Below are 25,865 nucleotides of genomic sequence, written 5' to 3'. Positions count from 1 at the left end.
CCATGACCGCCGGACCTCTCGCCGGCTGCCGGGTCGTCGAACTCGGCGGTATCGGGCCGGGGCCGTTCGCCGGGATGCTCCTGGCCGACCTCGGGGCCGAGGTCGTCCGCGTGGACCGGCCCGCGCGGGCCGGTGAACCGGACGCGGGCGGACCGGCGGACGTACTGGGCCGGGGCAAGCGGTCGGTCGTACTCGACCTCAAGGACCCGGCCGCGACCGCCGTTCTCCTGCAACTCGTCGAGCGCGCCGACGTGCTGATCGAAGGCTTTCGCCCGGGCGTCACCGAACGCCTCGGCATCGGCCCGCACGACTGCCTCGCCCGCAACCCCCGCCTGGTCTACGGCCGGATGACCGGCTGGGGCCAGGACGGACCGCTCGCCGCCGCGGCCGGACACGACCTCACCTACATCGCGCTGACCGGCGCGCTCGGCGCCATCGGCGACGCAGACGGCCCGCCGCAGATCCCGCTGAACCTCGTCGGCGACTTCGGGGGCGGTGGCTGCTACCTCGTGATCGGCGTACTGGCAGCGCTGCACGCCGCCGTGCGCACCGGCCGCGGCCAGGTCGTCGACGCGGCCATCGTCGACGGCACCGCCCACCTCCTCGCCAGCACCTACGCCAAGCTCGGGCGCGGCGAGTGGAGCGACGAGCGGGGCGTCAACCGGTTCGACGGCGGCTGGCCCTTCTACGCGGTGTACGGGACCAGGGACGGCCGGCATGTCGCCGTCGGCGCGCTGGAGCGCAAGTTCTACCGCAGCCTGGTCGAACTGCTCGACCTGGGCGTGGACCCCGACCGGCAGCACGACCGGTCCGCCTGGCCGGAACTGCGGCGGCTGCTGACGAAGCGGTTCGCGGAACGCACCCGGGACGAGTGGGCCGCGCTGTTCGAGGGCACCGACGCCTGCGTGGCGCCCGTCCTGAGCCTCACCGAGGCGGCGGCCCACCCCCATCTCGCCGCACGCGGAAGCCTGTTCGCCCGCGACGGAGTGGTCCAGCCCGCCGCCGCGCCCCGCTTCTCGGCGACCCCGTCGAGCCCGGGCCGCACGGCGCCGGCCGTCGGCGCCGACACCCAAGCCGTGTTCCGGGACTGGGGCGTGCGGTTCCCCGGACCGACCTGACGAAGGAGTTGTCATGCGAGACGCCGTCATCGTCGACGCCGTACGCACCCCGATCGGCAAGCGCAACGGCTCGCTGGCCCCGGTGCACGCGGCGGACCTCTCGGCGAAGGTGCTGGGCGCCCTCGTCGAGCGCACCGGCGTGGATCCCGGCACCGTGGACGACGTGATCTGGGGCTGTGTGACCCAGATCGGCGACCAGTCCAGCAACGTCGGCCGGTTCGCGGTGCTCGCCGCCGGCTGGCCCGAACACGTACCGGCCGTCACGGTCAACCGGGCCTGCGGGTCCAGCCAGCAGGCGGTCGACCAGGCCGCCCACGCCGTCATGTCCGGCCAGTACGACCTCGTCGTCGCGGGCGGGGTGGAGACGATGAGCCGGGTGCCGCTCGGCTCGCACCGCACCACGGGACAGCCGTACGGGCCCGGCGCCCTGGCCCGCTACGACGGCTTCGAGTTCAGCCAGGGCACCGGCGCCGAACTGATCGCCGAACGCTGGGGGTTCACCCGCACCCGGCTCGACGAGTTCGCCGCCGGGTCGCACGCGAAGGCCGCCGCGGCGATCGACGCGGGCGTCTTCGACGACCACCTCGTGCCGGTCGAGGTCGACGGCACCAAGTTCGCCATGGACGAGGGCCTGCGCCGGGGCACCTCGGTCGGGAAACTGGCCGGTCTCAAGCCGTCGTTCAAGGAGGACGGCGTGATCCACGCCGGGAACTCCTCCCAGATCTCCGACGGCGCCGCCGCCCTGCTCGTCACCACCCCGGAGCGGGCCCGCGAACTCGGCCTCACCCCGATCGCCCGCTACCACTCCGGAGCGGTCAGCGGCGCGGACCCGATCACGATGCTCCTCGGCCCGATCCCCGCGACCGAGAAGGTACTGCGCCGCTCCGGCCTGTCCCTCGACGAGATCGGCGTGTACGAGGTCAACGAGGCGTTCGCCCCCGTCCCCCTGGCCTGGCTGGCCGAGACCGGAGCGGACCCCGAGCGGCTCAACCCGCTCGGCGGAGCGATCGCGGTCGGCCACCCGCTCGGCGGCTCCGGCGCCATCCTGATGACACGGCTGCTGGCCCGGATGCGGCGCGAGAACCTCCGCTACGGCCTCCAGACGATGTGCGAGGGCGGCGGCACCGCGAACGCGACGATCATCGAGCTGCTGTCATGACCCGCCCCCTTCCCCAACCCACGCTGGCCAGCGCCGACTTCTGGCGCTCGGGGGCGGACGGGGTGCTGCGGATCTCCCGCTGCGCGGACTGCGACCGCCGCTTCCATCCGCCGCTGCCGCTGTGCCCCTCCTGCCGCAGCCGCGCGGTGGCCCTCGCCCCCGTCTCGGGCAAGGCGGTCGTGGTCGGCTTCAGCGTCAACCACCAGATCTGGCTGCCGAAGTTCCCACCGCCGTACGTCGTCGCCGTGGTCGCCCTCGCCGAGGACGACCGGGCACGCCTTACCACCAACATCGTCGGCTGCGAGCCGGACGAGGTGCGCGTCGGCATGCGGGTCCGGGTGCGGTTCGAGCGGACCGAGGACGACGACGTGCACGTCCCGCTGTTCGAACCGGACCCGGACGCGGCCGACGGCCCCGGCCCGCTCCCCGAGCCACGCGAGGTCCGCGCACGTCCCATGGCCTCCTCGCGGAAGTACGAGGACAGGGTGGCGCTGACCGGCGTGGGACAGTCACGCGTGGGCCGCCGCCTCATGGTCGACCCGCTCTCCCTGACGGTCGACGCGTGCCTGGCCGCCGTCGAGGACGCGGGCCTCGGCCTCGACGAGATCGACGGACTCTCCACCTACCCCGGACCGTCCCCCGACGGCATGAGCGAAGGCGGCGTCACCGCCCTGACCGAGGCCCTGCAACTGCGCCCCACCTGGGTCAACGGAGCCCGCGAGGTGCCGGGCCAGATCGGCTCGATCACGGCGGGCATGCTCGCGGTCGCCGCCGGACTGTGCCGGCACGTGCTGTGCTTCCGCACGGTGTGGGAGTCCTCCCACGGCGCGCTGCTCAAGTCGGGCCGATGGCAGTCCGGCGGCGGCCGGGCCACCGGCATGTTCGAGTTCCGGGCGCCCTTCGGAGCCATGTCCGCGGCCCAGTGGATCGGCTGCAACGCCTCGCACTACATGCACCGTTACGGCGTCGGCCGCGAGGCCCTCGGTGCCATCGCGGTCACCGCGCGGGCGAACGCGGCCCGCAACCCCGAGGCCCTCCACCGCGCCCCGATGACCCTCGACGACTACTTCGACGCCCGTATGATCACGACGCCCTTCGGCCTCTACGACTGCGACGTGCCGTGCGACGGCGCGGTGGCCGTCGTCGTGTCCGCGATCGAGACGGCGTACGACCGCCCCCGACCGCCCGTCCTGGTGGAGGCCGTCGGCACGGCCGTGCTCGAACGGCTGAGCTGGGACCAGGACACCCTGACCCATCTGCCGCAGTCGCACGGCCCCTCCGCCCATGTGTGGACCCGCACCGACCTCACCCCCGCCGATGTCGACGTGGCGCTCCTCTACGACGGGTTCACCTTCAACGCCCTGTCCTGGATCGAGGGCCTCGGCTTCTGCGGACCGGGCGAGGCGACCGACTTCCTCGCCGGCGGCAAGACCATCGCTCCGGACGGCGACCTCCCGCTGAACCCGCACGGCGGCCAGCTCTCGGCGGGCCGGCTGCACGGCTACGGCTTCGTCCGCGAGGCCATGCTGCAACTGCGCGGGGACGCCGAGGGCCGTCAGGTCCAGGGCGCCCGGGTCGCGGTGGTCACGGCGGGCGGGGGAGTGCCGTCAGGGGCGATGCTGCTGAGGAAACCGACGTAGGACGCCTTGCTCGGCAGGAGTCTCGGTGGGGTACCCAGTCTCCAGCGCTCGGGGACGATGTCCACGACGACGACGTGCTCGACCTCCACCACGTCGACCTCGTTCTTCGCGCCCGTCAGGACGGACCTCATCGTGGTCACCACGTGACCGGCAGTTCGTAGATGCCGTAGGCCTGGGAGTCCTCCTTGAACTTCAGCTCCGAGACGTCGACCGCGAGCCGCAGGTTCGGCACCCGGCGGAACAGTGTGCTGAACACGACGTGCAGTTCGACACGGGCCAGCTGCTGTCCGACGCACTGGTGCGGGCCCCAGCCGAACGCGTGGTGATGCGACGCCCTGCGGGTGAGATCGAGCTTCTCCGGCTCGGGGAACGCCTTCGGGTCCCAGTTGGCCGCCGGCAGCGACGCGATGACGCCCTCGCCCGCGCGGATGGTCTCACCGTCGACCTCGATGTCCTCGACCACGGCCCGCCGCGCCAGCAGATGGGGGATGGTGAGGTAGCGCAGCAGCTCCTCGACGGCGTTCGTCACGTACGTCGGATCGTCGGCGTGCTCACGCAGCCCCGCGAGCTGCTCGGGGTTCTGCAACAGCAGCGCGGTGCCCAGGGTGATCATGTTGGCGCTGGTGTCGTGGCCCGCGACGAGCAGGATGTGCCCCAGCGGGGCGGCATCGGCCATGGTGAGCACGCCCTCCTTGACCCGTGCACCGAGGTCGGAGAGGACGTCCTCACCGGGATCGTCCATCTTGGCCTCGATGAGCCCGGAGATGTAGCGGCGCAGATCCGCCGTCGACCGGGCCGCCTCCTCGGCGGTCTTGAACCGCGCGTTCGTGACGCCCGCGTGCGCCTGGAAGAACTCGTGGTCCTCGTACGGCACTCCGAGGAGCGCGCAGATCATCAGTGACGGCAGCGGGAGGGACAGCGCCTCGTTCAGGTCGACCGGGCTGGGGCCGGCCAGCATGCGGTCGATGAGGTCGTCGGTGATCCGCTGGATCTCCGGACGGAGTTTCTCCATCCGGTGCCGGGTGAACGAGTTCGTCAGCATCCGGCGCCACCGGGTGTGTTCGGCGCCGTCGGTGTTGTTGATCGACGGCTGGATCTCGGCCGCGTGCGCCTTCATGGCCTCGGTCGTGTGGGGATAGCCGGGCGCGCCGATGTTGGCGCTGAGCCGCGGGTCGGTCAGCAACTGACGCTGGACGGCGTGGTCCGTGACGACCCACGGGGTGGTGCCGTCCCACGTCCTGGCGCGTACCGCGGCTTTCCCGGTGTCGTGCAGTTCGAGCAGGCCGGGCGGCGGCGCGAAGGGGCACTGGCTCGATCGGGGTGACGGGAACTCCGGGAGTTCCTCGGCGGTGTCCATTCCGGCCACGCTGTCGGTCATGGTTCTCTCGCCCTCTCGTCGTCTCGAACGAGACCGTATGCCGACCGGTCGGTACAATCAACCCTGGTGACGAGATTCCCGAGGCAGCCCCAGCCCTCGTTCGGCGACCTGGGTGCGCAGCACCTCGTTCGCCCCGCCCGCGATCGTGTACGCGCGCGAGTACAGGTGGGCGTCCTGCCACCAGCCCTCCGCGACCGCCTCCGGGTCGTCCTCGGTGAGCAGGCCGTCCGTGCCCTGCAGACGCAGCCCGAAGTCGGCCAGGTCGTGGTTGAGCTCGCTGAAGAAGATCTTGCCCAGCAGGGCGTCGGCGGGTTCCTCCGTGCCGTGCAGCATCCGTGACTGCGCGAGACCGATCAGCGCGGCGTTCACCTGCACCCGCGCGGCGAGTTCGCCGATCGTCTGCCGGGTGGCGGAGTCGTCGAGCGCGGGCCGGCCGCCCACCGGCGTCTCCTCGGCGAGCCGGACCAGGTCCTCCAGCACCGCGAACAGCTCGACGCCCCGTGCGGCCACGCCGGAACGCTCGCGGCCGAGACTGCTCATCGCCACCCGCCAGCCGTCGTTCACCCGGCCGATCACGTTCGCGGCCGGGATCCGGACACCGTCGAGGAAGACCTCGTTGAAGTCGGTGGTCCCGGTGAGCTCGCGCAACGGCCGCACGACGACCCCCGGGCTGCGCATGTCCAGCGCGAACGCCGTGATGCCCCGGTGCTTCGGGGCGTCGCCGTCGGTGCGCGCGAGCAGGTAACCCATGTCGGCGTGCTGGCCGTTGGTCGTCCACACCTTCTGGCCGTCGACGACGAACTCCTCGCCCTCACGGACCGCCCGCGTCCGCAGCGCCGCCAGATCGCTGCCCGCCTCCGGCTCGCTGAACAGCTGGCACCACACGTCCTCGCAGGTGCGGATCCGGGGCAGGAAACGGGCCCGCTGCTCCTCGGTGCCGAACGCGACCAGGGCCGCCGAGGCCAGCGAGGCCGCGCCGACGGGCGCCCAGGTGCGGGCGCGGGCGATCTCCTCGGCCACGACGGACGCCTCCAGGGGGTGGGCGTCGGGCCGGCCGCCGTACTCGGCGGGCCAGTCGATCCCGAGAAGGCCCGCCTCGTACAGCTTCGCCGTCCATTCCCGGATCGCCGGCATCAGCGCCGGCACGGGCGCGCGCACCCCGGAGTGTGCCTTGACGCCGGGCGCGTGCTCCGCGACGAACGCCCGCACCTTCCTCCGGAACGCTTCCAGCTCGGGCGTGGACTCCAGTCGCATCGCTGTCGACTCCTAGTCGTCATGCCGCGTGGCCTAAAATGAGTATACTTTAACCATGGCGTTGGCCTGTCTGCCAGTGCCCGACGCCCATGGCGAATAGACTGGGGATCCGCAATATCCCCTCAGAGGAGTTGGCCCATGGCGACTGCCGTCGACCGCGAGCCCGCCGACGGTGAGGCCGGCGCCCCGGTCGGCAAGCTGGCCGCACAGACCGCGCATCGCATCGAGGCGACCGTGATCCGCCGGGGCTGGCCCGTCGGGGAGTCGCTGGGCTCCGAGGTGAACCTGCGGGAGAGCCTGGGAGTGAGCCGCGCGGTGCTGCGCGAGGCGGTACGGCTGGTCGAGCACCACCAGGTCGCCAGAATGCGGCGAGGCCCCAACGGCGGCCTGATCGTCTGCGCCCCCGACGCGGGACCGGCGACCCGGGCCATGGTGATCTACCTCGAATACGTCGGAACCAGCGTCACGGACCTCCTCCAGGCCCGTCGGCTCCTCGAACCGATCGCCGCGGGCCTCGCCGCGGAACGGATCACCGAAGAGGGCATCGCCACGCTCCGCGCCGTCCTCGACGCCGAACACGCCCACTGGGACGACCCGTCGGTCCATTCGCAGGACCCGCTGCACCCGGCACTCGGCCAGTTGTCGGGAAACCCGGTGCTGCACCTGTTCATCGACGTGCTCACCCGCCTCACCGCCCGGTACGCGCACACCTCCCGTCGGGTCACCAAGGGGGAGATGCACGCGGCGAAGGAGACCTCGCACCGGGCGCATCGCGCCGTCGTCGACGCCGTGATCGCGGACGACGGCGCCCGCGCGCAGACCGAGCTCACCGCGCATCTGGAGTCGGTGGCCGCCTGGATCGAGAAGCACCGGGTGCGCCGAGGGCAGCGGATCGCGGGACAGGTGATCGAGCCCGAGCTGGTCGAGGGGCCGCGGGCCAAGCTCGCCGAAGTGGTGGCGGCCCGGATCCACGACGACATCGCGGCGCGGGGCTGGCAGACCGGCATGGTGCTCGGCTCGGAGACCGATCTGCTGGCCCGCTACGGGATCAGCCGTGCCGTCCTGCGGGAGGCCGTCCGGCTCCTGGAGTACCACTCGGTCGCCCGGATGCGCCGCGGGCCCGGGGGCGGACTGGTCGTCACCGAGCCCGAGCCGCAGGCCAGTATCGACACGATGGCGCTGTTCCTCGAATACCAGGGCGTCACCGCCGACGATCTGCGGATCGTCCGCAACGCCATCGAGCTGGGCGTCGTCGCCCGGGTGACCACCCGCCAGGCCGAGGGCGGCACCGAGGTCGCCGACCGGCTCGCGAAGGCCGTCAGGTGGACGACCGAGGGCCCGGCCGACGACCTCCGCAAGGCCGACCTGTTCCACTCCGAACTGGCGGCCCTGGCGGAGAATCCGGTGCTGTCGCTCTTCCTCGCCATCATCACCGAGCTGTTCCGCCGGCACGCTTCCGGCCATGACCGGCCGCTGCCCGGAGACCGGGCGGCCGAGGAGGTGCAGCACGTCCACCAGCGCATCCTCGACGCGATCGTGCAGGGCGACGCCGGGGTGGCCCGGCACCGGATGCGGCGTCATTTGGATGCACTCATTCCTTGGTGGCATTAATTACGTATACTCAATAGGGTCGAGTGTGAGTCGAAGGAGCTTCGATGCGCCGGACCCTGTTCGAACAGCCCCATGAGGACTTCCGCCTTCTGGTCCGGGACTTCCTCGCCCGCGAAGTGCTCCCGGTGTACGAGGACTGGCGACGAGCCGGCCTCGTGCCCCGCGATCTGTTCACCGCGCTGGGCAAGCTCGGCATCATCGGTACGGCCGTCCCCGAGGAGTACGGCGGGGGCGGCCAGGACGACTACCGCTTCAACGTCGTCATCCAGGAGGAGTGCGCCCGCGCGGGTGTCACCCTGGGCGGTCTGCGCACCCATCTCGACGTGGTCGTCCCGTACTTCACGGGCCTCGCGAACTCCGAACAACGGGCCCGCTGGTTCCCGGGACTGGCCTCCGGTGACCTGTACACCGCCATCGCGATGAGCGAACCGGGCACCGGCTCCGACCTCGCGGGCGTCAGGACGAAGGCGGTCCGTGACGGCGACCACTACCTGCTCAACGGGGCGAAGACCTTCATCACCGGCGGCCATCACGCCGACCTGGTGATCGTCGTGGCCCGCACCGCCACCGACCCGGACGACCGGCGTGCCGGCCTGTCCCTGCTGGTGGTGGAGAAGGGCATGCCCGGGTTCACCGTCGGGCGCAAGCTGGAGAAGATCGGCCTCGCGACGCAGGACACCGTGGAACTGTCCTTCGACGACGTCCGCGTCCCCGCCGCCAACCTGCTCGGCGAGGAGGGCGCCGCGTTCACCCACCTGGGCCGCAACCTCGCCCAGGAACGGCTGGCCATCGCGGTGGGTGCCGTCGCCCAGGCCCGCGCGGCGATCGACCTGACCGTCACCTACGTCCGCGACCGGACGGTGTTCGGCAAGCCGGTCGCCCACTTCCAGAACACGAAGTTCGAACTGGCCTCCATGGCAACCGAGTGGGAAGCGGCCCAAGCGCTGCTCGACGCGGCGGTCACGGCGCTCGTCGCCGGCGAACTGAGCCCCGCCGACGCGGCCAAGACCAAGCTGTTCTGCACCGAGACACAGGGCCGTGTGGTCGACCGCTGTCTCCAACTGCACGGCGGCTACGGCTACATCCTCGAGTCCCCGATCGCCCGGCTGTACGCGGACGCCCGGGTGACCCGCATCTACGGCGGGACCAGCGAGGTCCTGAAGACCATCATCAGCAAGTCCCTGGGCCTGTGAGGAGTTTGATGTGAACATCGACGGTTCATCGGCACTGGTCACCGGAGGCGCCTCCGGCCTGGGACTGGCCACCGCGCGCCGGATCATCGAGCGCGGCGGCCGGGTCGTCCTGGCCGACATCTCCGAGGAGCAGGGCGTCAAGGCGGTCGCCGACCTCGGCGACGCCGCCCGCTTCGTGCGCGCCGACGTCACCGACGAGGCCTCGGTCACCACCGCCCTCGACACCGCGGCGGAACTCGGCCCGCTGCGCTTCGTCGTGCACTGCGCCGGGCGCGGCGGCGACCGTACCCGGATCATCGACCGCGACCGCACCCCCGGCGAACTCGCCACGTTCGCCGAGGTCGTACGGGTCAACCTGGTCGGCACCTACAACGTCCTGCGGCTGGCCGCGGCGCGGCTCTCCGGCAACGACCTCGTCGACGGCGACCGCGGTGCCGTCGTCCTGACCGCCTCGGTCGCCGCGTTCGACGGCCAGATCGGCCAGACCTCGTACACCGCGGCCAAGGCCGGTGTGCACGGCATGACCCTGGTTGCCGCCCGTGACCTGGCCAGCTGGCAGATCCGGGTGAACACCATCGCCCCCGGCATCATGGACACGCCCATGCTGGGGCGGCTGCGCGCCGACATCCGGGACGGCCTCGCCGCGACCGTGCCTCACCCCAAGCGCCTGGGCGAACCGGACGACTTCGGCCGCCTGGCCGTCGAGATGCTGGAGAACCCCTACCTCAACGGCCAGACCGTCCGCCTCGACGGCGCGATCCGTATGGCCCCGCGATGACAGCCGTCGAGACCGACGGGCGGTTCCGCGACGGCCTGCGTGCCTTCCTGACGGAGCAGCACCCCGGCCGTCGTCCCAAGGATCCCGCCGAGCGCCTCGCATGGCAGAAGAAATGGCTGGCCACGCTGTACGACGCCGGATACGCCGGTCCGAGCTGGCCACGTGAGTACGGCGGCATGGAACTGTCCTTCGCCCGCCAGGTCATCTACCAGGAGGAGTACGCGCGCGCCCGGGTTCCCGGGCCCCTGGGCACCGGACTGGGAATCGCCGCCCCCACCCTCATCAAGTACGGCACACCCGAGCAGAAGGAGCGCCACCTGCGCCCCATGCTGCGCGGCGACTCGGTGTGGGCGCAGGGCTACTCCGAGCCCGACGCGGGCTCCGACCTGCCCGCCCTGCGTACGACGGCCCGCCGGGAGGGAGCCGAGTACGTCGTCAACGGGCAGAAGGTGTGGAACAGTTCGGCCGACATCGCAGACGTCCTCTTCACCCTCGTGCGCACCGGACCCCCCGAATCGCGTCAGGACGGCATCAGCTATCTGCTGGTCGACGCGCACGCCCCAGGGGTGAGCGTGCGCCCGCTGCGGGACCTGACCGGGGACGCGCACTTCTGCGAGATCTTCTTCGACGGCGTACGGGTACCGGTCGCCGACCGGATCGGTGCGGAGAACGGCGGCTGGCCGCTGGTGCGGACGAGCCTCGGCCATGAACGCGCGGCCGGCGCGATGAACCAGGCGGCGCTGTACCGGCGCGTGCTCGACGAGCTGATCGAGCTGGCGCACGAGCGGGGCGCGACCGCGGACCCCCTGGTACGCGACCGGCTCACGGACTTCGAGATCAGGGTGCGGATCATGCGGCTCACCGGGATGCGGACCATCGCCGACATCATGGCGAAGGGCGAGCCCGGTCCGGCCTCCTCGACCTCGCGGCTGTTCATCGTCGCCTTCGAGCAGGAACTCCACGAGTTCGCCGTGGAACTCCTCGGACCCTACGGGGTTCTCGGCAAGCGGGATCCGCACGCCGTCCAGCGCGGACGCTGGGTGTGGGGATTCCTGCGCACCCGGGCCTCCACGATCGGCGCGGGCACCGCCGAGATCCAGCGCAACACCATCGCCGAGCAGGTACTGGGTCTGCCCCGGGACCCGTCGATGCCGACCACCGGGAGGACCCGATGAGAGCCGCACGCTGCACGGAGTACGGGCCGCCCGGCGGTCTCTCGGTCGTCGACCTCGACGACCTCGAACCCGGCCCGGGAGAGGTACTGGTCCGGGTGCACGCCGCGGCGGTCAACTTCCCGGACGTGCTGCTCGTGGCGGACCGCTACCAGGTGCCCGCGCCGCTGCCGTTCACGCCCGGCAGTGAGTTCGCGGGTGTGGTGGCCGCGCTGGGGGAGGGGGTGTCCGGCCCGGCGGTGGGCTCACCCGTGGCCGGGGCGGTCCTCACGGGTGCCTTCGCCGAGCAGGTGGTGGTGCCCGTCGCGGGTCTGCGTCCGGTCCCCGACGGGCTCGACATGGTCCACGCCGCGGCGTTCCACGTGACCTACGCGACGGCCTACCACTCCCTGGTCACCGTCGGACAGGGCGCGCCTGGGGAGTGGGTGGCGGTGCTCGGCGCCGCGGGCGGGGTCGGCTCGGCGGCCGTCGACATCGCGACCCGGCTCGGGATGCGCGTCGTCGCGGCGGCGTCGAGCCAGGAGCGGCTCGCGATCGCCCGCAAGCTCGGCGCGGAGGGCGCCGTCGACTACGTGCGCGAGGACCTGAAGACCCGGATCCGTGAACTGACCGGCGGCGAGGGCGCCCACCTCGTGGTCGACCCGGTGGGCGGCGACCACGCGGAGGCCGCCCTGCGCGCACTGCGGCGGGGCGGCCGGTTTGTCACGGTGGGCTATGCCGACGGGAAGATCCCGCGGATCCCGCTGAACCTGGTTCTGCTCAAGGACGCGGTCGTACGGGGCTTCGAGATCCGTATGCTCCGCCAGTACGCCCCGGACGCGGTGGCCGCCGGCGACCGGGCGCTCGCCCGGATGGTCCGGGACGGGATGCGCCCGCTCGTCTCCCGCGTCCATCCCCTCGCCGAGGTGGCGACCGCCCTGACCGATGTGGCGGAACGCCGTACCACCGGCAAGGTGGTCATCGACCTGACGGTCAGAACGCCGGCAGCTGGGGACGCCGCTTGACATAGCCGGCCGCGTCCACCCGCATCTGCATGCCGGTGACATAGCGGGACTCGTCGGAGACGAGGAACAGGACCGTGTCGGCGATGTCCTCCGGCTCCACATAGGGGATGCCGAAGCCGGTCGTCGCGGGGAAGGACGGCAGCGCGTCCTCCCGGCCGGGGTTCTCCAGGTCGGGCCGGAACGACCGGTACATCACATCGCTGTTGAGCATGTCGGTGTTGACGTTCGTCGGGTGCAGCGCGTTGACCCGGATCCGCCGGGAGGCGAGAACCGTCGCCAAGTCATGTACGAACGCGGCGACTTGGCGCTTCGCGAACGAATACCCCAGCCCGCCGGGCCCGTTGGCCGGGTTGTCCGTGGTCGCCGGGATCAGCCCGGCGATGGAGCCCGTCGCGACGATCGAGGCGCCGTCGGGCAGATGGGGGAACGCGGCGTCGACGGCATGGACGACCCCGTTGAAGTCGACGGTGATCGCGTCGAGGAAGGCCTGCGCGGTCTGCTGCGGCCCCAGCGGGCAGATCCCGGCCTGGGCGACCACCGCGTCGAGCCGTCCCAGCTCGGCGACCCCCTCGGCCACGGCCGCCTTGAGCGCCGCCGGATCGCGCACATCGGCCTTGCGGGACACGATCCGCCGGCCGAGCTTCTCGACCTGGCGCACGGTCTCTTCCAGGTCCTCGGCGTTGGCCAGCGGGTAGCCGTTGGTGGCGATGTCCTCGCAGAGATCCACGGCGATGATGTCGGCCCCCTCCGCGGCGAGCCGGATCGCCTGGGCCCTGCCCTGGCCGCGGGCGGCTCCGGTGATGAAGACGACCTTGTCCTGCACTCGACCCATGAGGGGTCTCCTTCCGTCACATAAAAGAGTAACCTGAATAGCGGGGGAGAGGGCAGGGGGAATGCGCCTTCTCCCGTTCAGTGGGACACGATCAGTGCACACAATCAGCACGCTGCTAGAGAGTCTCCGAGAACCGAGGGAGCGCAAGGATGCCGCTGCAGCCATGGATGAAGTTGCTGTCGACCGACGACCATCTGATCGAGCCCCCGCGACTGTGGTCCGACCGGCTGCCCGAGAGGCTCCGCGAGGCCGGACCGCGCATCGTGGAGCAGCCACGGGGGGAGGGACAGGCGCCCGCCGAGGTATGGGTCTACGAGGGCCGGGTCTACCCCTACATCGGCCTCAACGCCGTCGCGGGCAAGACACCCGAGGAGTTCGGACTCGAACCGACGCGCTACGACGAGATGATCCCGGGCTGCTACGACCCCAAGGCCCGGCTGCGTGACATGGACCTGGACGGGGTGTGGGGCGCCCTGAGCTTCCCGTCCTTCCCGGGCTTCGCGGGCACGGTCTTCCTGGAGGGACAGGACCGCGAACTCGCCCGGCTGTGCGTCCAGGCGTGGAACGACTTCGTGCTGGACGAGTGGTGCCCCACCGCGCCGGGCCGGCTCATCCCCCTGGTCATCCTGCCGCTGTGGGACGTCGAGGCCTGTGTCGCCGAGATCCACCGCACCGCGGCCAAGGGGGCCAAGGCGATCTCCTTCCCGGAGAACCCCTCCCCACGGGGTCTGCCCTCCTTCCACACCGACCACTGGGACCCGGTGTTCTCGGCGGCCGAGGAGACCGGGCTGCCGCTCTGTCTGCACTTCGGCACCTCGGGCAAGCCGCCGAAGACGGCCCCGGAGGCCCCGTTCGCCGTGACGATCGCCCTCTTCGGCTGCAACGCGATGTACGCCACCGCCGATCTGCTGTTCTCCCCGGTGCTCCACAAGCACCCGAAGCTGAAGATCGGGCTGTCCGAGGGCGGGATCGGCTGGATCCCGTATCTGCTGGAACGCAGCGACGGCACCTGGGAGCGGCACCGCTTCTACCAGAACGTCAACCAGAGCGTGCGGCCCTCGGAACTGTTCCACCGGCACTTCCACGGCTGCTTCATCGACGACCGGTTCGGCGTCGAGGTACGGCACCACGTCGGCATCGACAAGATCACCTGGGAGTGCGACTACCCGCACTCCGACTCCTACTGGCCCAAGAGCCGGGCCTACGCGGCGGAGGTCCTCGCCGACGTCCCCGACGACGAGGTGCACCAGATCGTGGAACTGAACACCCGCCGCCTCTACAACCTCCCCGCATGAGCAGGCGTCCGGAGTCCGAGCGCTCGGACTGGACCGACCTGGACCTGCTCACCCGCGAGGAGGCCCACGGCCGGCTGCTGGCGGAGATCGCCGAGACGGACGCACGCCTGGCCGTACTCGGCGGGTCCGAACGGGCCGAGCGTGAACTCCTCCAGTCCCGGCTGCGCGCGCTGCACGAGGCCGCCGCGGAACTGACGACCGACCGTACGAAGGACTGAGGCCGCCATGGGACGTGTGCAGGGCAAGGTCGCGCTCATCACGGGAGCGGCGCGGGGGCAGGGCCGCTCCCATGCCGTGCGACTGGCCGAGGAGGGCGCGGACATCGTCGTCACCGATGTCTGCCACGACATCAGCGACGAACTGCCGTACTCGCTCGCGTCGAAGGAACAGCTGGAGGAGACGGCGGAGCTGGTACGGGCGACGGGCAGGCGGTGTGTCGCCGTACAGGCCGACGTCCGCTCGGTGGCCGAGGTACGGGCCGCCGTCGACGCGGCACAGGCGGAGTTCGGGCGGCTCGACGTGGTCGTCGCCAACGCCGGCGTCATGAGCATCGGTGCCGCCTGGGAACTGTCCGAGGAGGCCTGGGACGTCGTCGTCGACGTCAATCTCAAGGGCGCCTGGAACACCGCGAGCGCCGCGATCCCCGGGATGATCGAGGCGGGGGAGGGCGGATCGATCGTCATCACCAGCTCGGCCGCCGGAATCCGCGGCCATGTGCCGTACGCCCACTACGTGGCCTCCAAGCACGGCGTGGTCGGTCTGATGAAGGCCCTGTCCAACGAACTCGCCCCGCACCGCATCCGGGTGAACACCGTGCACCCCACCGGGGTCAGCGACACGGGCATCACCGTGGGCGTTCCCATCGAGGAACTCGCCGCGCGGGAGCCGCTGTTCGCCCTCGCCGCGATGAACCCCCTGGCTCCCTTCGTGGAACCGAGGGACGTGTCGAACGCCGTCCTGTTCCTGGCCTCGGACGAGGCACGGTACGTCACGGGACTCCAGTTCACCGTGGACGCGGGGTCGACCAACAAGCCGTAGAACAGGAGTGGTTACGTGAAGATCACCATCGATACGTCGTCCTGCTCGGGGCACGCGCGGTGCGCGGCGGCGGCACCCGGGCTCTTCCGCCTGGACGACGACGGCTATGCGCTGCCCATCGACGGGGAAGTCCCGCAGGACCGCGAACAGGCCGCCCGTGACGGGGAGTCGGCCTGCCCGGAGCGCGCGATCACCGTCGAGTGAGACGACGTCGAGTGAGACGGCTGAGCCCCACGGTCCGCGGACCGTGGGGCTCAGCCGTGCGCGTGTCCTCAGCCGGCTGGCTGAGGCGGCGGGGTGAAGTGGTGGCCCCAGAACGCGCCGTCCGTGATCTCGTACACGGGGACGGGCTCCGGCACCTTCAGGCCGTTCCAGCCGAACTCGACGGCGTAGTTCTCCGGCGACCAGACGTAGAACGACACCATGCGGTCGTTGGTGTGCTTGCCGAGCGAGTGCATCATCGGCACCTCGTACTTGGCGGCCCGGTCGAGGGCACGCCCGACGTCGTCCAGGGTCGCGGCCTCGACCATGAAGTGCAGCAGCCGCCCGGGACCCGGCATCGGTGTGACACCGAGCGTGTGGTGGCGGGGGTTGCAGCCCATGAACCAGGTCGTGCCGGCGGGGGAGCGCATGGTGTTGCGCTCGATGAAGCCGAGCACGTTCACATAGAAGTCGAACGTGGTCCGCGCGTCCTCGGCGGAGACGATGGCGTGTCCGAAGCCCATGTCGCCGGTGACGAACTTCGAGACCAGCGGCGTGAGCACGGGCACATGGTCGAGGACCGTGCCGTAGAACAGCTCGACCGCGTTGCCGCCCGGGTCGTTGAACTTGACGAAGCCCGTGACCTTCCGCTGCGCCGCCTCGGCGTCGGTGCCGGCCGTCACCTTGATGCCGGCCTTCTCGACGTCCGCGACCAGGCGCGCCAGCTCCCGCTCGTCGAGAACCTCGAAGCCCAGCGCCGTCATTCCGTTCTGGGCCCCCGCGGAGACCACGATCCGGGCCGGGTAGTCGTCCATCCTGAAGGACAGCGACTCGGCATCGCCCTCGACGGGCATCAGGCCGAGGAAGTCGGCTCCGAACGCCTTCCACCTGTCGAGGTCGTTGGACTCCAGACGCAGGTACCCGAGTGAGCGAACACCCATCAGGCCCTCCCCTCACATTTGGTCAGGTCCGGGGCGGCCCGTCGGGCCCCCGGCAATCGGTATGTCCGTGACGGTAGACAGCCCGGCGCCCCCGCCGCCGGGAGCGTCCCACTGATCGGGAGACACGGGGCCGCACGCTCCGCCCGGGTGGGACGGTGCAGACATGACACTCACCTCCCTTTCGTACGAGGACACCCTGCGCGAACTGCGCACCGACGAGGGCACGCTGCGCTACCACGAGGCGGGTGACGGGCCCCCGCTGCTCCTGCTGCACGGGTCGGGGCCGGGTGTGACCGGCTGGCGCAACTACCGGGGCAACCTGCCCGTGCTCGCCCGGCAATTCCGCTGCCTGGCGCTGGAGTTCCCCGGCTTCGGGGTGAGCGACCCGACCGCCGAGAACCCGATGGCGGCAGGACCCAAGGCGGTGCTGCGCTTCCTCGACGGCCTCGGCCTCGACCGCGTCGACGTCATCGGCAACTCCATGGGCGGGTTCGTCGCCGTGGGACTGGCCGTCGCCCACAAGGACCTGTTCCGGCGGGTGGTGACCATCGGCGGCGTGGGCCGCAACATCCTCTCCCCGGCGCCCAGCGAGGGGCTGAACCTGCTCGTGGAGTTCGCCGAGAACCCCACCCGGGACAACCTCCTGCAGTGGCTGCGCGCGATGGTCCACGACCCGGCCCTGCTCACCGAGGAACTGATCGAGGAGCGCTGGGCGAGCGCCACCGAGCCGGAGACACTGGAGGCGTCCCGCCGGATCTACGGCCGTCAGGCGATGGCCGCGATCACGGCCGCCCAGGCCCATTCCGACCAGCCGATCTGGGCCGCCCTCCACAAGATCACCGCGCCCACCCTGCTCACCTGGGGCCGCGACGACCGGGTCACCCCTCTGGAGAACGCCCTGCTGCCGATGCGCACCATCCCCAAGGCGGAACTGCACGTGCTGCCCGACTGCGGGCACTGGGCGATGATCGAGCAGAAGGCGGCCTGGGAGAGCGCCGTGCTGGCCTTCCTGACCCGCCCCGAGTCCACCTGAGTGCACCCGACGACCTGGGGGACGACGACGTGGCGAGACCCGCAGAAGTACGGCAACCTGCTGCCCCGATGTCGAGGGGCCAAGCCGCCCGCCGGGTCCGTATCCTGCGCGTGGCCTCCGAACTCGGCGCGCGCGAAGGCCTCGCCAGCGTGCAGATGCACGATGTGGCCAAGGAGGCCGGCGTCGCGATCGCCACGCTGTACCGCTACTTCCCGTCCAAGCCCTATCTGTTCCTGGCGGTCCTCGAATGGCACATCGAGCAGTTCCTCGGGGGCCGGGAGGGTGGTCGCGAGGGCGGCCGTGAGGGTGCCGCCACCGTCGACGAGCCGGTGGACCCCGCGGCCGAGGTGGCGCACACGCTCATCGCACTGAGTGCGAAGCTGCTCGACAGCCCCCTGCTGGCCTCCGCGGTGGCGCTGTCGTCGTTCACCGAGTACGCGAGCGTCGTCCCGGCCCGCATCGACGTCGTCCGCAGCGCCCTGGGACAGAGGATCCTGCGCCTGCTCGGGGGCCGTGCGGACCCGGAGACCGCCCGCAGCAGGGTGCGGCTGCTCGTCTACGGCTGGTGGGGTCTGTTCGTGGCCATGCTGACCGAGGAGATCTCCACCGAGCAGGGGGAGGCGGACCTGCGCCTGGCCGCGCGGCTGATCGCCGCGGCCTGAACGCGCATCTGTGCCCGGGACGCTCGTGGCGTCCCGGGCACAGCCGTGAGGTCAGTCCTCCGCGCCGGCGATGTCCAGGACCGCGAGGTAGGCGAAGGCCATGCTGGAACCGATCGGGGTCCCCGCGCCGGGATAGACCCGCCCCGACATCGCGGCCGCGGTGTTGCCGCTCGCGTAGAGCCCGGCGATCGGCCGGCCGTCCGGGCGCAGCACGCGCGCGTGTTCGTCGGTCTTCAGGCCGCCCTTGGTGCCGATGTCGGCCGGGACGACGGTCGCGGCGTAGAACGGCGGGGTGTCGATCGGCAGCAGCAGCGGGTTGGGCCAGTCGGGCGTGGGCTTCGCGGGGAAGTTCTGCCGGGGGTCGGCGGCGAAGGGGACGATGTGGTGGAACATCTGGTCCCACACGGTCTCACCGCGGTGGAACATCTCGTCGACCCCGGTCTGCGCGTACCCGTTGAACTCCTTGACGGTCCGGCTCAGCGCGTCGAACGGGACACCGATCAGCCGTGCCAGTTCCTCCAGCGTGTCGGCCTTCTTCAGCGCGCCCGACTCCAGCCATTCGGGGCGCACCGGCTCGTCGGGCGGCCCGCCGAAGCTGTCCCGGTCCACCTGGCGCTGGTCGAGGATCCAGTGGGCAGGGATGTGACTGACACCGGTGGTGGCGTGCAGGCGCAGGATCTCGTGTCCGGCCTGGTCGTACGGCCGCGTCTCGTTGACGAAGCGCTCGCCCGCGCCGTTGACCCAGATCCCGCCCCGGGTGCCCGTGTGGAAGACGGGCAGCCCGTCCGGCTGGACGAGCCCCGGCACCAGCCACGCCTCGTCGAGCAGGTCGGTGGCCGCGCCCACGGCGATGCCCGCGCGCAGGGCGTCACCCGTGTTGGCCAGGACGCCGTTGGACCACTCCCCGGTGAGCGGGGACTGGTGCCGCTCGCGCAGCTCGCGGTCGTGCTCGAAGCCGCCGGCCGCGAGGAGCACGCCCCGTGAGGCCCGGATCCGGACCGGCTCACCTTCGCTGACGGCCTCGATCCCGACCACCCTGCCGTCCTCGACGAGCAGGCACTCCAGCGCGGTGTTCAGCCGCAGGGTGCCGTTGCCCGTCTCCAGGAACGCGGCCAGCGCCCTGCCGATCAGCGCACGGCCGCCGGAGACGACCGGGCCCTCGTCGAAACCCCACCGCTCGGTGGGCAGCGAGCTGCGGACGAGCCCGGCGTGCTCCTTGATCTCCACCAGTTCGAGGGGCGGCGGGAACACGCTGTGCCCGGTGGGCGAGGCTCCCGGGCTCGACGTGAAGTAGTCGGGAACCGGACCGTGCACGAACGACCGGAACCAGGGGTTCTGTTCGAGCTCGTCGATCAGCCGGGCCCCGGCCGCCAGATACGCGTCCTGGAGCGCCTCCCGCGAAGGGTCGCAGACGACGTCGCGCAGATACGCCCGGGCGTCCTCCACGTCGTCCCCGAGGCCGGCCCGGCGCAGCGGAGCGGAGCCCGGAAACCACAGGCCCGCGCCGGAGTACGCCGTCGTGCCGCCCACGCGGTCGGTCTTCTCGACGACGAGCGTGCGCAGACCGCGTGCCGCAGCGACATAGGCCCCGACCAGACCTCCGCCCGACCCTACGACGATCACGTCGTAGGCATCCTCATTGACGCTCACCATGACCTCCTCATGCATGCCGGCGGTTCGCCCGAGGACGGTAACGAGCCGCCTGCGCCGTGCTGTTCGGCCATCTCGCTCAGCGAGACCGCCCGCGGCCCGCTTCCCAGTCCCGGTGAGCGGAACCTTCCCCACGGCCCAGGGCGACGGCCGCCCAGGCTGGAGACAGGCACGAGTTGAGGATGGGAATGACAGACGTTTGGGAACCGAAGGCCGCCGCGGACCGTGCGGCCGCCGTGGCCGAGGCAGCCGCGCGACTCGCGGGCGCGGCCCGGGACGGAAAGCCGTGCGCACCCGTGCGCGACCTGCTCGGCACGCGGGACATCGGCCTCGCGTACGCCGTTCAGCAGCGTGTCGTCGGCGACCGCATCGCCGCCGGGGCACGGGTCGTCGGCCGCAAGATCGGGCTGACGTCCGAGTCGGTGCAGCGACAGGTCGGGGTCGACCGGCCCGACTTCGGGGTCCTGCTGGACGACATGGACGTCACCGATCTGCCGGCCGTCCCCAGTGACCGGCTGCTCCAGCCGAGGGTGGAGGCGGAGATCGCGTTCCTGCTCGCCGCCGATCTGGACGACGCCGACCTCGACCTCGAGCGGGTCAGGTCGGCGGTCGGACACGCGGTGGCCGCGCTGGAGATCGTGGACAGCAGAGTGGCCGACTGGGACATCGCGATCACGGACACGGTCGCCGACAACGCGTCCAGCGGCCTGTTCGTCCTCGGCCGGCAGCGGGTCGGGCTGTCGGAGTTCGAACCCCGGGACGTGACCATGCGGTTGTACGCCGACGGCGTGCTCGCGTCCGAGGGCGACGGCGCGGCCTGTCTGGGCGACCCCCTCGCCGCGCTGCTGTGGCTGGCTCGCACCGCCCGGGAGTTCGGCGATCCGCTGCGCGCCGGACAGGTCGTGCTCTCCGGAGCCCTCGGACCGCTCGTCCCCACCCCGCCGGGCACCGAGGTACGGGCCGAGATGTCGGGCCTGGGCCCGGTGACGGCGACCTTCTCGCCCAAGGACCCGGAGAAGGCCAACGACCCGGAGAAGGCCAAGGATCCCGACGACTCCGACGAAATCAAGGAGCACGGATGACGAAGACCAAGGTGGCCGTTATCGGCTCCGGCAACATCGGCACCGACCTGATGATCAAGGTGCTGCGGCTGTCCGACACCCTGGAGATGGCCGCGCTGGTGGGCATCGACCCGGACTCGGACGGCCTGGCACGCGCCGCCCGCCTGAAGGTGCCCGTCACACACGAGGGCGTGGACGGTCTGATCCGCATGCCCGGCTTCGACGACATCGAGATCGTCTTCGACGCCACCTCCGCGAAGGCCCATGTCGAGAACGCCAAGAAGCTCGCGCCCTACGGCAAGCGCCTGGTCGACCTCACCCCGGCGGCCATCGGTCCGTACGTCGTGCCACCGGTGAACCTGGACGAGCAACTGGACGCGGCCGACAACGCTGTGGACAACGGTGTCGGCAACCTCAACATGGTCACCTGCGGCGGCCAGGCGACCATCCCGATCGTCCACGCGGTCAGCCGTGTCACCCCGGTGCCCTACGCCGAGATCGTCGCGTCGATCGCCTCGAAGTCGGCCGGACCCGGCACCCGGGCCAACATCGACGAGTTCACCGAGACCACGGCGGGCGCCATCGAGAAGGTGGGCGGCGCCCGCCGGGGCAAGGCGATCATCGTCCTGAACCCGGCCGAACCGCCGCTGATCATGCGGGACACGGTGTACTGCCTGATCGGCGACGCGGATCACGACGCGATCCGCACCTCCGTGACGGAGATGGTGGCCGCGGTCGCCGAGTACGTGCCCGGCTACCGGCTGAAGCAGCAGGTCCAGTTCACCCCGGTCCCCGTGGGCGATCCGATCCACACCCTCCTGCCCGAGGGCACCTCCGAGCGGCCCACCACCAAGGTCTCCGTCTTCCTCGAAGTGGAGGGCGCCGCGCACTACCTGCCCGCCTACGCCGGCAACCTCGACATCATGACCTCGGCCGCCCTGCGGGTCGCCGAGCGCATCGCCCGGCGACTGACCACCGAGGTGACCCAGTGACCGCCACCCGCAGGCTCTACATGCAGGACGTCACCCTCCGGGACGGCATGCACGCCATCCGGCACCGGATCACGCCCGAGTTCGTGGGCCGGATCTCCGCCGCCCTCGACCGGGCGGGCGTGGACGCGATCGAGGTCGCCCACGGCGACGGTCTGGCCGGCGGCAGCCTCAACTACGGGCCCGGCAGCAACACCGACTGGGAGTGGATCGAGGCAGCCGCCGACGCCATCGACCGTGCCGTCCTCACCTCCCTGCTGCTGCCCGGCATCGGCACCATCGCCGAACTCGAGCGGGCCTACTCCCTCGGAGTCCGCTCGGTGCGCATCGCCACCCACTGCACCGAGGCGGACGTCGCGGCCCAGCACATCCACACCGCCCGTGACCTCGGCATGGACGTCTCCGGCTTCCTGATGATGAGTCACATGGCGCCCCCGGACGTCCTGGCCGGGCAGGCCAAGCTGATGGAGTCCTACGGTGCCCACTGCGTGTATGTCACCGACTCCGGCGGCCGGCTCACCATGGACGGGGTCCGCGACCGCATCCGCGCCTACCGGGACGTACTCGACCCGGACACCCAGATCGGCATCCACGCGCACGAGAACCTCTCCCTCTCGGTGGCCAACTCCGTGGTCGCGGTGGAGGAGGGGGTGACCCGGGTGGACGCGTCCCTCGCGGGACAGGGCGCGGGAGCGGGCAACTGCCCGATCGAACCCTTCGTGGCCGTCGCCAACCTCTACGGCTGGAAGCACGACTGCGACCTCTACGCCCTCCAGGACGCCGCCGAGGACCTGGTGCGCCCGCTGCAGGACCGCCCGGTACGCGTCGACCGGGAAACCCTCACCCTCGGTTACGCCGGCGCCTACTCCAGCTTCCTGCGCCACGCCGAGGCCGCGGCGGAACAGTACGGGCTCGACGCCCGCACCATCCTGGAGGAGGTCGGCAGGCGCGGACTGGTCGGCGGCCAGGAGGACATGATCGTGGACATCGCCCTGGACCTCACGCACGGCTGAGGCCGACAGGACGTACCGCTCCCCGGAAGATCTCTTCCGGGGAGCGGTACGTTTTTGCGCCCCTCCCAAGAATAGACCGATCGCCCCAATAAGTCGGTGCACGACTCTTTCTCTGCGGCCCGGAGCGTTGGTACGTTGACGACGGCGCCGAACTAGAATTGATTTCAGTTTGAGCAGAGAGGCACCGACGATGACGTCTGCCCTTCGCCTGAGTCCGCGATCGTCCGAGGTCGAGGGGCAGGCACTGCCTCCGTCGATGATGGAGCGCGTGACGCTGATCATGGACCTTTTCGAACGTCCGCAGACCCATTTGACACTTGAAACGGTCTCCCGTCGGACGCAACTGCCCCGCTCGACCACCCATCGGATACTGGACCAGTTGGTCCGTCTGGATTGGCTGCGCCATACCGTGGCCGGATACACCCTGGGAAGGCGGGCGCTCGGCCTCGGCGGACGGGAGATCGGCCACAGCGCGCTGCGGGCCGCCGCCGCGCCGCACCTTCTGGAACTGGCCGTCCGCACCAGGATGGTCGTCCACCTGGCGGTGCTGGACGGGCCGGAGGTCTACTACCTGGACAAGGTGGGAGGCCGGGCCGCGGTGGACATCCCGTCGAGGGTCGGGGGCCGGGCCGTCGCGCACTGCACCGGACTCGGCAAGGCCATGCTGGCCTGGCTGAGCCCCGAGGAGATCGACGCCCGGTACGCGCAGCCGATCGAGTGCCGCACCCGGCACAGCATCGGCAGCCTCGACCAGCTGCACCGGGAACTCGGCATGGTGCGCCGCCGCAACGGACTGGCGATCGACCGCGGGGAGTGCTTCCCCGACCTCGGCTGCGTCGGCCTCGCCCTGCGCGGACCGGACGGGCCGGTCGGGGCCATATCCGTGGTCGGGGACGGCCGCTCCTCGCTGGAACTGGTGGCCCCGGTGGTGGTCGACACGGTACGGGCCGTGTCCGAGGAACTCTTCGAGTCCGCGCGGCAGGATCGGGTCATTCTCCACTGACCTGCGTCGGAACGACTCCGCCCAGCCGGTCGGTGAGGGCCCGGGCCGTCTCGGTGACCTGCCTGCCGATCTCCGCGAGACGGTCGTGGGTCACGCGGGAGGCCGGGCCGGAGATGCTCACCGCCGTCACGACGGCCCCGCTGTGGTTGAACGCGGGTGCGGCCACGCAGCGGATGTCGCGTTCGTTCTCCACGTCGTCGACGGCGTAGCCGCGTTCACGGATGCGGGCGAGCTCGGCGTGCAGTTGCTCGGGTGAGGTGATGGTGGCCGGGGTGCGTGCGGGCATGCCGGCCACCATCACCTTGTCCAGGACGTCGTCCGCGGCGTGCGCCAGGAACGCCTTGCCGGTGGCCGTGCAGTAGGCCGGCTGGCGCCCGCCGATGCGGGAGTGCATGCGTACGGCCTGGGGGCTCTCGACCTTGTCGATGTAGACGATCTCGGGAGGGTCGAAGCTGACCAGGTGCACGGCTTCGCGCACCTCATGGGCGAGCGCGTGCAGCAGCGGCGATGCCGTGCGCCGGATGTCGAGCCGCTCCAGGTAGAGCTGCCCGAGCAGCGCGTTCTGCGGCCCCAGCCGGTAATGGCCGCTCTCCGGATCCTGGTCCACGAGTCGGTTGTCCCGCAGCGGGCCGACGAGCCGCAGCACGGTGCTCTTGCTCATCTGCAGACCGTCCGCCAGGTGGGTGAGCGAGGTCCCCTGTGGATGGCTGTCGTCCTCGGCCAGGTACATCAGGATGCTCAGCGCGCGCCGCAGGGACGACGAGGCGTTGCGCCGGGCCTCGGGGGCGTCAGTAGTCACCCGGGGACCGTACCGTACTGCATTGCAAAACGGAATGTTACATATTGAAATCCGCCGTTGACTGCTGTGGTGCCCCGGGCTAGCTTCTCCGCAACGCAGCGCAATGCGAAACGATGTTCTGCACTGCAAAACTCCCTCCGGCCGCTCAGGCCCACCCTCAAACCCTCCCGGAAGGGAATGCATGTGATGAGACTTCGTCACGGTACCCGCTCTCTGATGGCGATTTGTATCGGTGTGACCGCCGTCGCATCGCTCGCCGCCTGCAGCTCCAGCAGCGGTACCTCGGCTGCGAACCAGCAGTCGTCGACGCTCCAGGAAGTCATCAGGCGCGGCACCCTCAACGTCGCCAGCTGCCTGACGTTCCCGCCGTTCGGCTCGATGGACAAGAACAACAAGCCGCAGGGCTTCGACGTCGACGTCGCCACCGCCATGGCCACCGCGCTCGGCGTCAAGGTCAAGATCGTCGACACCACGTCCGCCAACCGCATTCCCAACCTGCAGACCAAGAAGGTCGACGCGGTGGTCTGCAACTTCACGACCACGGCCGAGCGGGCGAAGCAGGTCGCCTTCAGCGACCCCTACATCGTCGCGGGCGAGGTGATGCTGGTGAAGAAGGCCAGCGGCATCTCCACCCTGAAGGACCTCTCGGGCAAGACGGTCGCGGTGACCAAGGGATCCACCAACGGCGACGCGGTCAAGGCCGGCAACCCCCAGGCGAAGATCCAGGAGTACGACACCTCCTCCGCCGCCGTGCTCGCCGTCAAGCAGGGTCAGGCCGACGCCATGGTCGAGGACTCCAACTTCCTCAACTTCCAGGCCAAGCAGGATCCCTCCCTCAAGGTCACCAAGGACTCCGTCGTACCGCTGGAGTACAACGGCATCGGCGTTCCGCTGGGCGACGCCACCTGGCTGCAGTGGGTCGACACATGGCTGCGCGAGTTCAACACCTCGGGGCAGGCCAACGCGCTCTACAAGAAGTGGTTCGGCGTGGACCGCGTCTTCCCGCTCAACCCGTCCTACTGAGTCCCGGCCGGGCGGCGG

Annotated in this window: 25 protein-coding genes; 19 read left to right on the top strand and 6 right to left on the bottom strand. The window is 70.8% G+C overall.

What is annotated here, in order from left to right:
* Positions 1-2: 2 nt before the first annotated feature.
* Genes ACFPIH_RS07715 through ACFPIH_RS07705 form a run of 3 tightly spaced genes read left to right on the top strand, consistent with a single transcriptional unit; the run spans position 3 to position 3,917 of the window.
* A complete protein-coding gene (locus tag ACFPIH_RS07715; RefSeq protein WP_381169520.1) occupies positions 3-1,118 on the top strand; it encodes a CaiB/BaiF CoA transferase family protein in 1,116 nt (371 codons plus the stop codon).
* 13 nt (positions 1,119-1,131) lie between these two features.
* Positions 1,132-2,277, top strand: coding sequence for a thiolase family protein (locus ACFPIH_RS07710; protein ID WP_381169518.1), 1,146 nt, complete (start codon positions 1,132-1,134; stop codon positions 2,275-2,277).
* Positions 2,274-3,917 (top strand): thiolase C-terminal domain-containing protein, encoded by a 1,644-nt coding sequence (locus tag ACFPIH_RS07705; protein ID WP_381169516.1) that lies wholly within the window; start codon positions 2,274-2,276, stop codon positions 3,915-3,917. Before ACFPIH_RS07710 ends, ACFPIH_RS07705 begins: the two co-directional genes overlap by 4 nt.
* A 136-nt stretch (positions 3,918-4,053) precedes the next feature.
* Here ACFPIH_RS07705 and ACFPIH_RS07700 read toward each other — a convergent pair whose 3' ends face one another.
* On the bottom strand, positions 4,054-5,295 hold the full coding sequence (locus tag ACFPIH_RS07700) for a cytochrome P450 (RefSeq protein ID WP_381169514.1): 1,242 nt from the start codon (positions 5,293-5,295) through the stop codon (positions 4,054-4,056).
* Positions 5,296-5,352: 57 nt separating this feature from the next.
* Positions 5,353-6,549 carry an acyl-CoA dehydrogenase family protein gene (locus ACFPIH_RS07695; RefSeq protein ID WP_381169512.1) on the bottom strand — a complete coding sequence of 399 codons (1,197 nt, stop codon included), beginning with the start codon at positions 6,547-6,549 and terminating at the stop codon, positions 5,353-5,355.
* A 138-nt stretch (positions 6,550-6,687) separates the two neighbouring features.
* On the opposite strand from ACFPIH_RS07695, the gene ACFPIH_RS07690 reads away from it, so the two are divergent.
* Genes ACFPIH_RS07690 through ACFPIH_RS07670 form a run of 5 tightly spaced genes read left to right on the top strand, consistent with a single transcriptional unit; the run spans position 6,688 to position 12,307 of the window.
* Positions 6,688-8,160 (top strand): FadR/GntR family transcriptional regulator, encoded by a 1,473-nt coding sequence (locus ACFPIH_RS07690; RefSeq protein WP_381169510.1) that lies wholly within the window; start codon positions 6,688-6,690, stop codon positions 8,158-8,160.
* A 44-nt stretch (positions 8,161-8,204) separates the two neighbouring features.
* Positions 8,205-9,353 (top strand): acyl-CoA dehydrogenase family protein, encoded by a 1,149-nt coding sequence (locus ACFPIH_RS07685; RefSeq protein ID WP_381169508.1) that lies wholly within the window; start codon positions 8,205-8,207, stop codon positions 9,351-9,353.
* A 10-nt stretch (positions 9,354-9,363) separates the two neighbouring features.
* Positions 9,364-10,131, top strand: a complete 768-nt coding sequence (locus tag ACFPIH_RS07680) for an SDR family NAD(P)-dependent oxidoreductase (RefSeq protein WP_381169506.1) — start codon at positions 9,364-9,366, stop codon at positions 10,129-10,131.
* Positions 10,128-11,306, top strand: coding sequence for an acyl-CoA dehydrogenase family protein (locus ACFPIH_RS07675; RefSeq protein WP_381169504.1), 1,179 nt, complete (start codon positions 10,128-10,130; stop codon positions 11,304-11,306). The genes ACFPIH_RS07680 and ACFPIH_RS07675 overlap by 4 nt, the downstream gene beginning before the upstream one ends.
* A complete protein-coding gene (locus ACFPIH_RS07670; RefSeq protein WP_381169502.1) occupies positions 11,303-12,307 on the top strand; it encodes an NADPH:quinone oxidoreductase family protein in 1,005 nt (334 codons plus the stop codon). The genes ACFPIH_RS07675 and ACFPIH_RS07670 overlap by 4 nt, the downstream gene beginning before the upstream one ends.
* On the opposite strand, the gene ACFPIH_RS07665 is transcribed toward ACFPIH_RS07670, so the two are convergent.
* Positions 12,276-13,139 (bottom strand): mycofactocin-coupled SDR family oxidoreductase, encoded by an 864-nt coding sequence (locus tag ACFPIH_RS07665; RefSeq protein ID WP_381169500.1) that lies wholly within the window; start codon positions 13,137-13,139, stop codon positions 12,276-12,278. The two genes, ACFPIH_RS07670 and ACFPIH_RS07665, sit on opposite strands and share 32 nt — an antisense overlap.
* A gap of 149 nt (positions 13,140-13,288) precedes the next feature.
* On the opposite strand from ACFPIH_RS07665, the gene ACFPIH_RS07660 reads away from it, so the two are divergent.
* Genes ACFPIH_RS07660 through ACFPIH_RS07645 form a run of 4 tightly spaced genes read left to right on the top strand, consistent with a single transcriptional unit; the run spans position 13,289 to position 15,676 of the window.
* The gene (locus ACFPIH_RS07660; RefSeq protein WP_381169498.1) at positions 13,289-14,434 is read left to right on the top strand and encodes an amidohydrolase family protein; all 1,146 of its coding nucleotides are present in this window, start codon (positions 13,289-13,291) and stop codon (positions 14,432-14,434) included.
* Entirely contained in the window at positions 14,431-14,652 is a 222-nt protein-coding gene (locus ACFPIH_RS07655; protein WP_381169496.1) for a hypothetical protein, read from the top strand. Before ACFPIH_RS07660 ends, ACFPIH_RS07655 begins: the two co-directional genes overlap by 4 nt.
* A gap of 7 nt (positions 14,653-14,659) precedes the next feature.
* Positions 14,660-15,472 carry a mycofactocin-coupled SDR family oxidoreductase gene (locus ACFPIH_RS07650; RefSeq protein WP_381169494.1) on the top strand — a complete coding sequence of 271 codons (813 nt, stop codon included), beginning with the start codon at positions 14,660-14,662 and terminating at the stop codon, positions 15,470-15,472.
* A 15-nt stretch (positions 15,473-15,487) separates the two neighbouring features.
* Entirely contained in the window at positions 15,488-15,676 is a 189-nt protein-coding gene (locus ACFPIH_RS07645; RefSeq protein ID WP_381169492.1) for a ferredoxin, read from the top strand.
* Positions 15,677-15,744: 68 nt separating this feature from the next.
* On the opposite strand, the gene ACFPIH_RS07640 is transcribed toward ACFPIH_RS07645, so the two are convergent.
* Positions 15,745-16,614, bottom strand: coding sequence for a VOC family protein (locus ACFPIH_RS07640; protein ID WP_381169490.1), 870 nt, complete (start codon positions 16,612-16,614; stop codon positions 15,745-15,747).
* Positions 16,615-16,777: 163 nt separating this feature from the next.
* Between ACFPIH_RS07640 and ACFPIH_RS07635 the strand changes: the two genes are divergently transcribed.
* Positions 16,778-17,647: an alpha/beta fold hydrolase gene (locus ACFPIH_RS07635; RefSeq protein WP_381169488.1), complete on the top strand. Its 870-nt coding sequence runs from the start codon at positions 16,778-16,780 to the stop codon at positions 17,645-17,647.
* 68 nt (positions 17,648-17,715) lie between these two features.
* Positions 17,716-18,309: a TetR/AcrR family transcriptional regulator gene (locus ACFPIH_RS07630; RefSeq protein WP_381169486.1), complete on the top strand. Its 594-nt coding sequence runs from the start codon at positions 17,716-17,718 to the stop codon at positions 18,307-18,309.
* A gap of 51 nt (positions 18,310-18,360) precedes the next feature.
* Here the strand turns inward: ACFPIH_RS07630 and ACFPIH_RS07625 are convergent, their stop codons facing one another.
* A complete protein-coding gene (locus tag ACFPIH_RS07625) occupies positions 18,361-19,962 on the bottom strand; it encodes an FAD-binding protein (RefSeq protein ID WP_381169484.1) in 1,602 nt (533 codons plus the stop codon).
* 185 nt (positions 19,963-20,147) lie between these two features.
* Between ACFPIH_RS07625 and ACFPIH_RS07620 the strand changes: the two genes are divergently transcribed.
* The 4 genes from ACFPIH_RS07620 (at position 20,148) to ACFPIH_RS07605 (ending at position 24,025) form a co-directional block, all read left to right on the top strand.
* Positions 20,148-21,041 carry a 2-keto-4-pentenoate hydratase gene (locus tag ACFPIH_RS07620; RefSeq protein ID WP_381169482.1) on the top strand — a complete coding sequence of 298 codons (894 nt, stop codon included), beginning with the start codon at positions 20,148-20,150 and terminating at the stop codon, positions 21,039-21,041.
* Positions 21,038-22,012 carry an acetaldehyde dehydrogenase (acetylating) gene (locus ACFPIH_RS07615; protein WP_381169480.1) on the top strand — a complete coding sequence of 325 codons (975 nt, stop codon included), beginning with the start codon at positions 21,038-21,040 and terminating at the stop codon, positions 22,010-22,012. Before ACFPIH_RS07620 ends, ACFPIH_RS07615 begins: the two co-directional genes overlap by 4 nt.
* Entirely contained in the window at positions 22,009-23,022 is a 1,014-nt protein-coding gene (gene dmpG / locus ACFPIH_RS07610; RefSeq protein ID WP_381169478.1) for a 4-hydroxy-2-oxovalerate aldolase, read from the top strand. The genes ACFPIH_RS07615 and dmpG overlap by 4 nt, the downstream gene beginning before the upstream one ends.
* A 190-nt stretch (positions 23,023-23,212) precedes the next feature.
* A complete protein-coding gene (locus tag ACFPIH_RS07605; protein WP_381169476.1) occupies positions 23,213-24,025 on the top strand; it encodes an IclR family transcriptional regulator in 813 nt (270 codons plus the stop codon).
* On the opposite strand, the gene ACFPIH_RS07600 is transcribed toward ACFPIH_RS07605, so the two are convergent.
* Positions 24,012-24,824 (bottom strand): IclR family transcriptional regulator, encoded by an 813-nt coding sequence (locus ACFPIH_RS07600; protein ID WP_381169474.1) that lies wholly within the window; start codon positions 24,822-24,824, stop codon positions 24,012-24,014. The two genes, ACFPIH_RS07605 and ACFPIH_RS07600, sit on opposite strands and share 14 nt — an antisense overlap.
* A 216-nt stretch (positions 24,825-25,040) precedes the next feature.
* Between ACFPIH_RS07600 and ACFPIH_RS07595 the strand changes: the two genes are divergently transcribed.
* Entirely contained in the window at positions 25,041-25,847 is an 807-nt protein-coding gene (locus ACFPIH_RS07595) for an ABC transporter substrate-binding protein (RefSeq protein ID WP_381169472.1), read from the top strand.
* Positions 25,848-25,865 lie beyond the last annotated feature (18 nt).

The organism is Streptomyces vulcanius (assembly GCF_042653945.1).
Classification (GTDB): domain Bacteria; phylum Actinomycetota; class Actinomycetes; order Streptomycetales; family Streptomycetaceae; genus Streptomyces; species Streptomyces mangrovi.
Note: the sequence above shows the minus strand (reverse complement) of the source record. Positions and strands in the feature narration are given on the sequence as shown.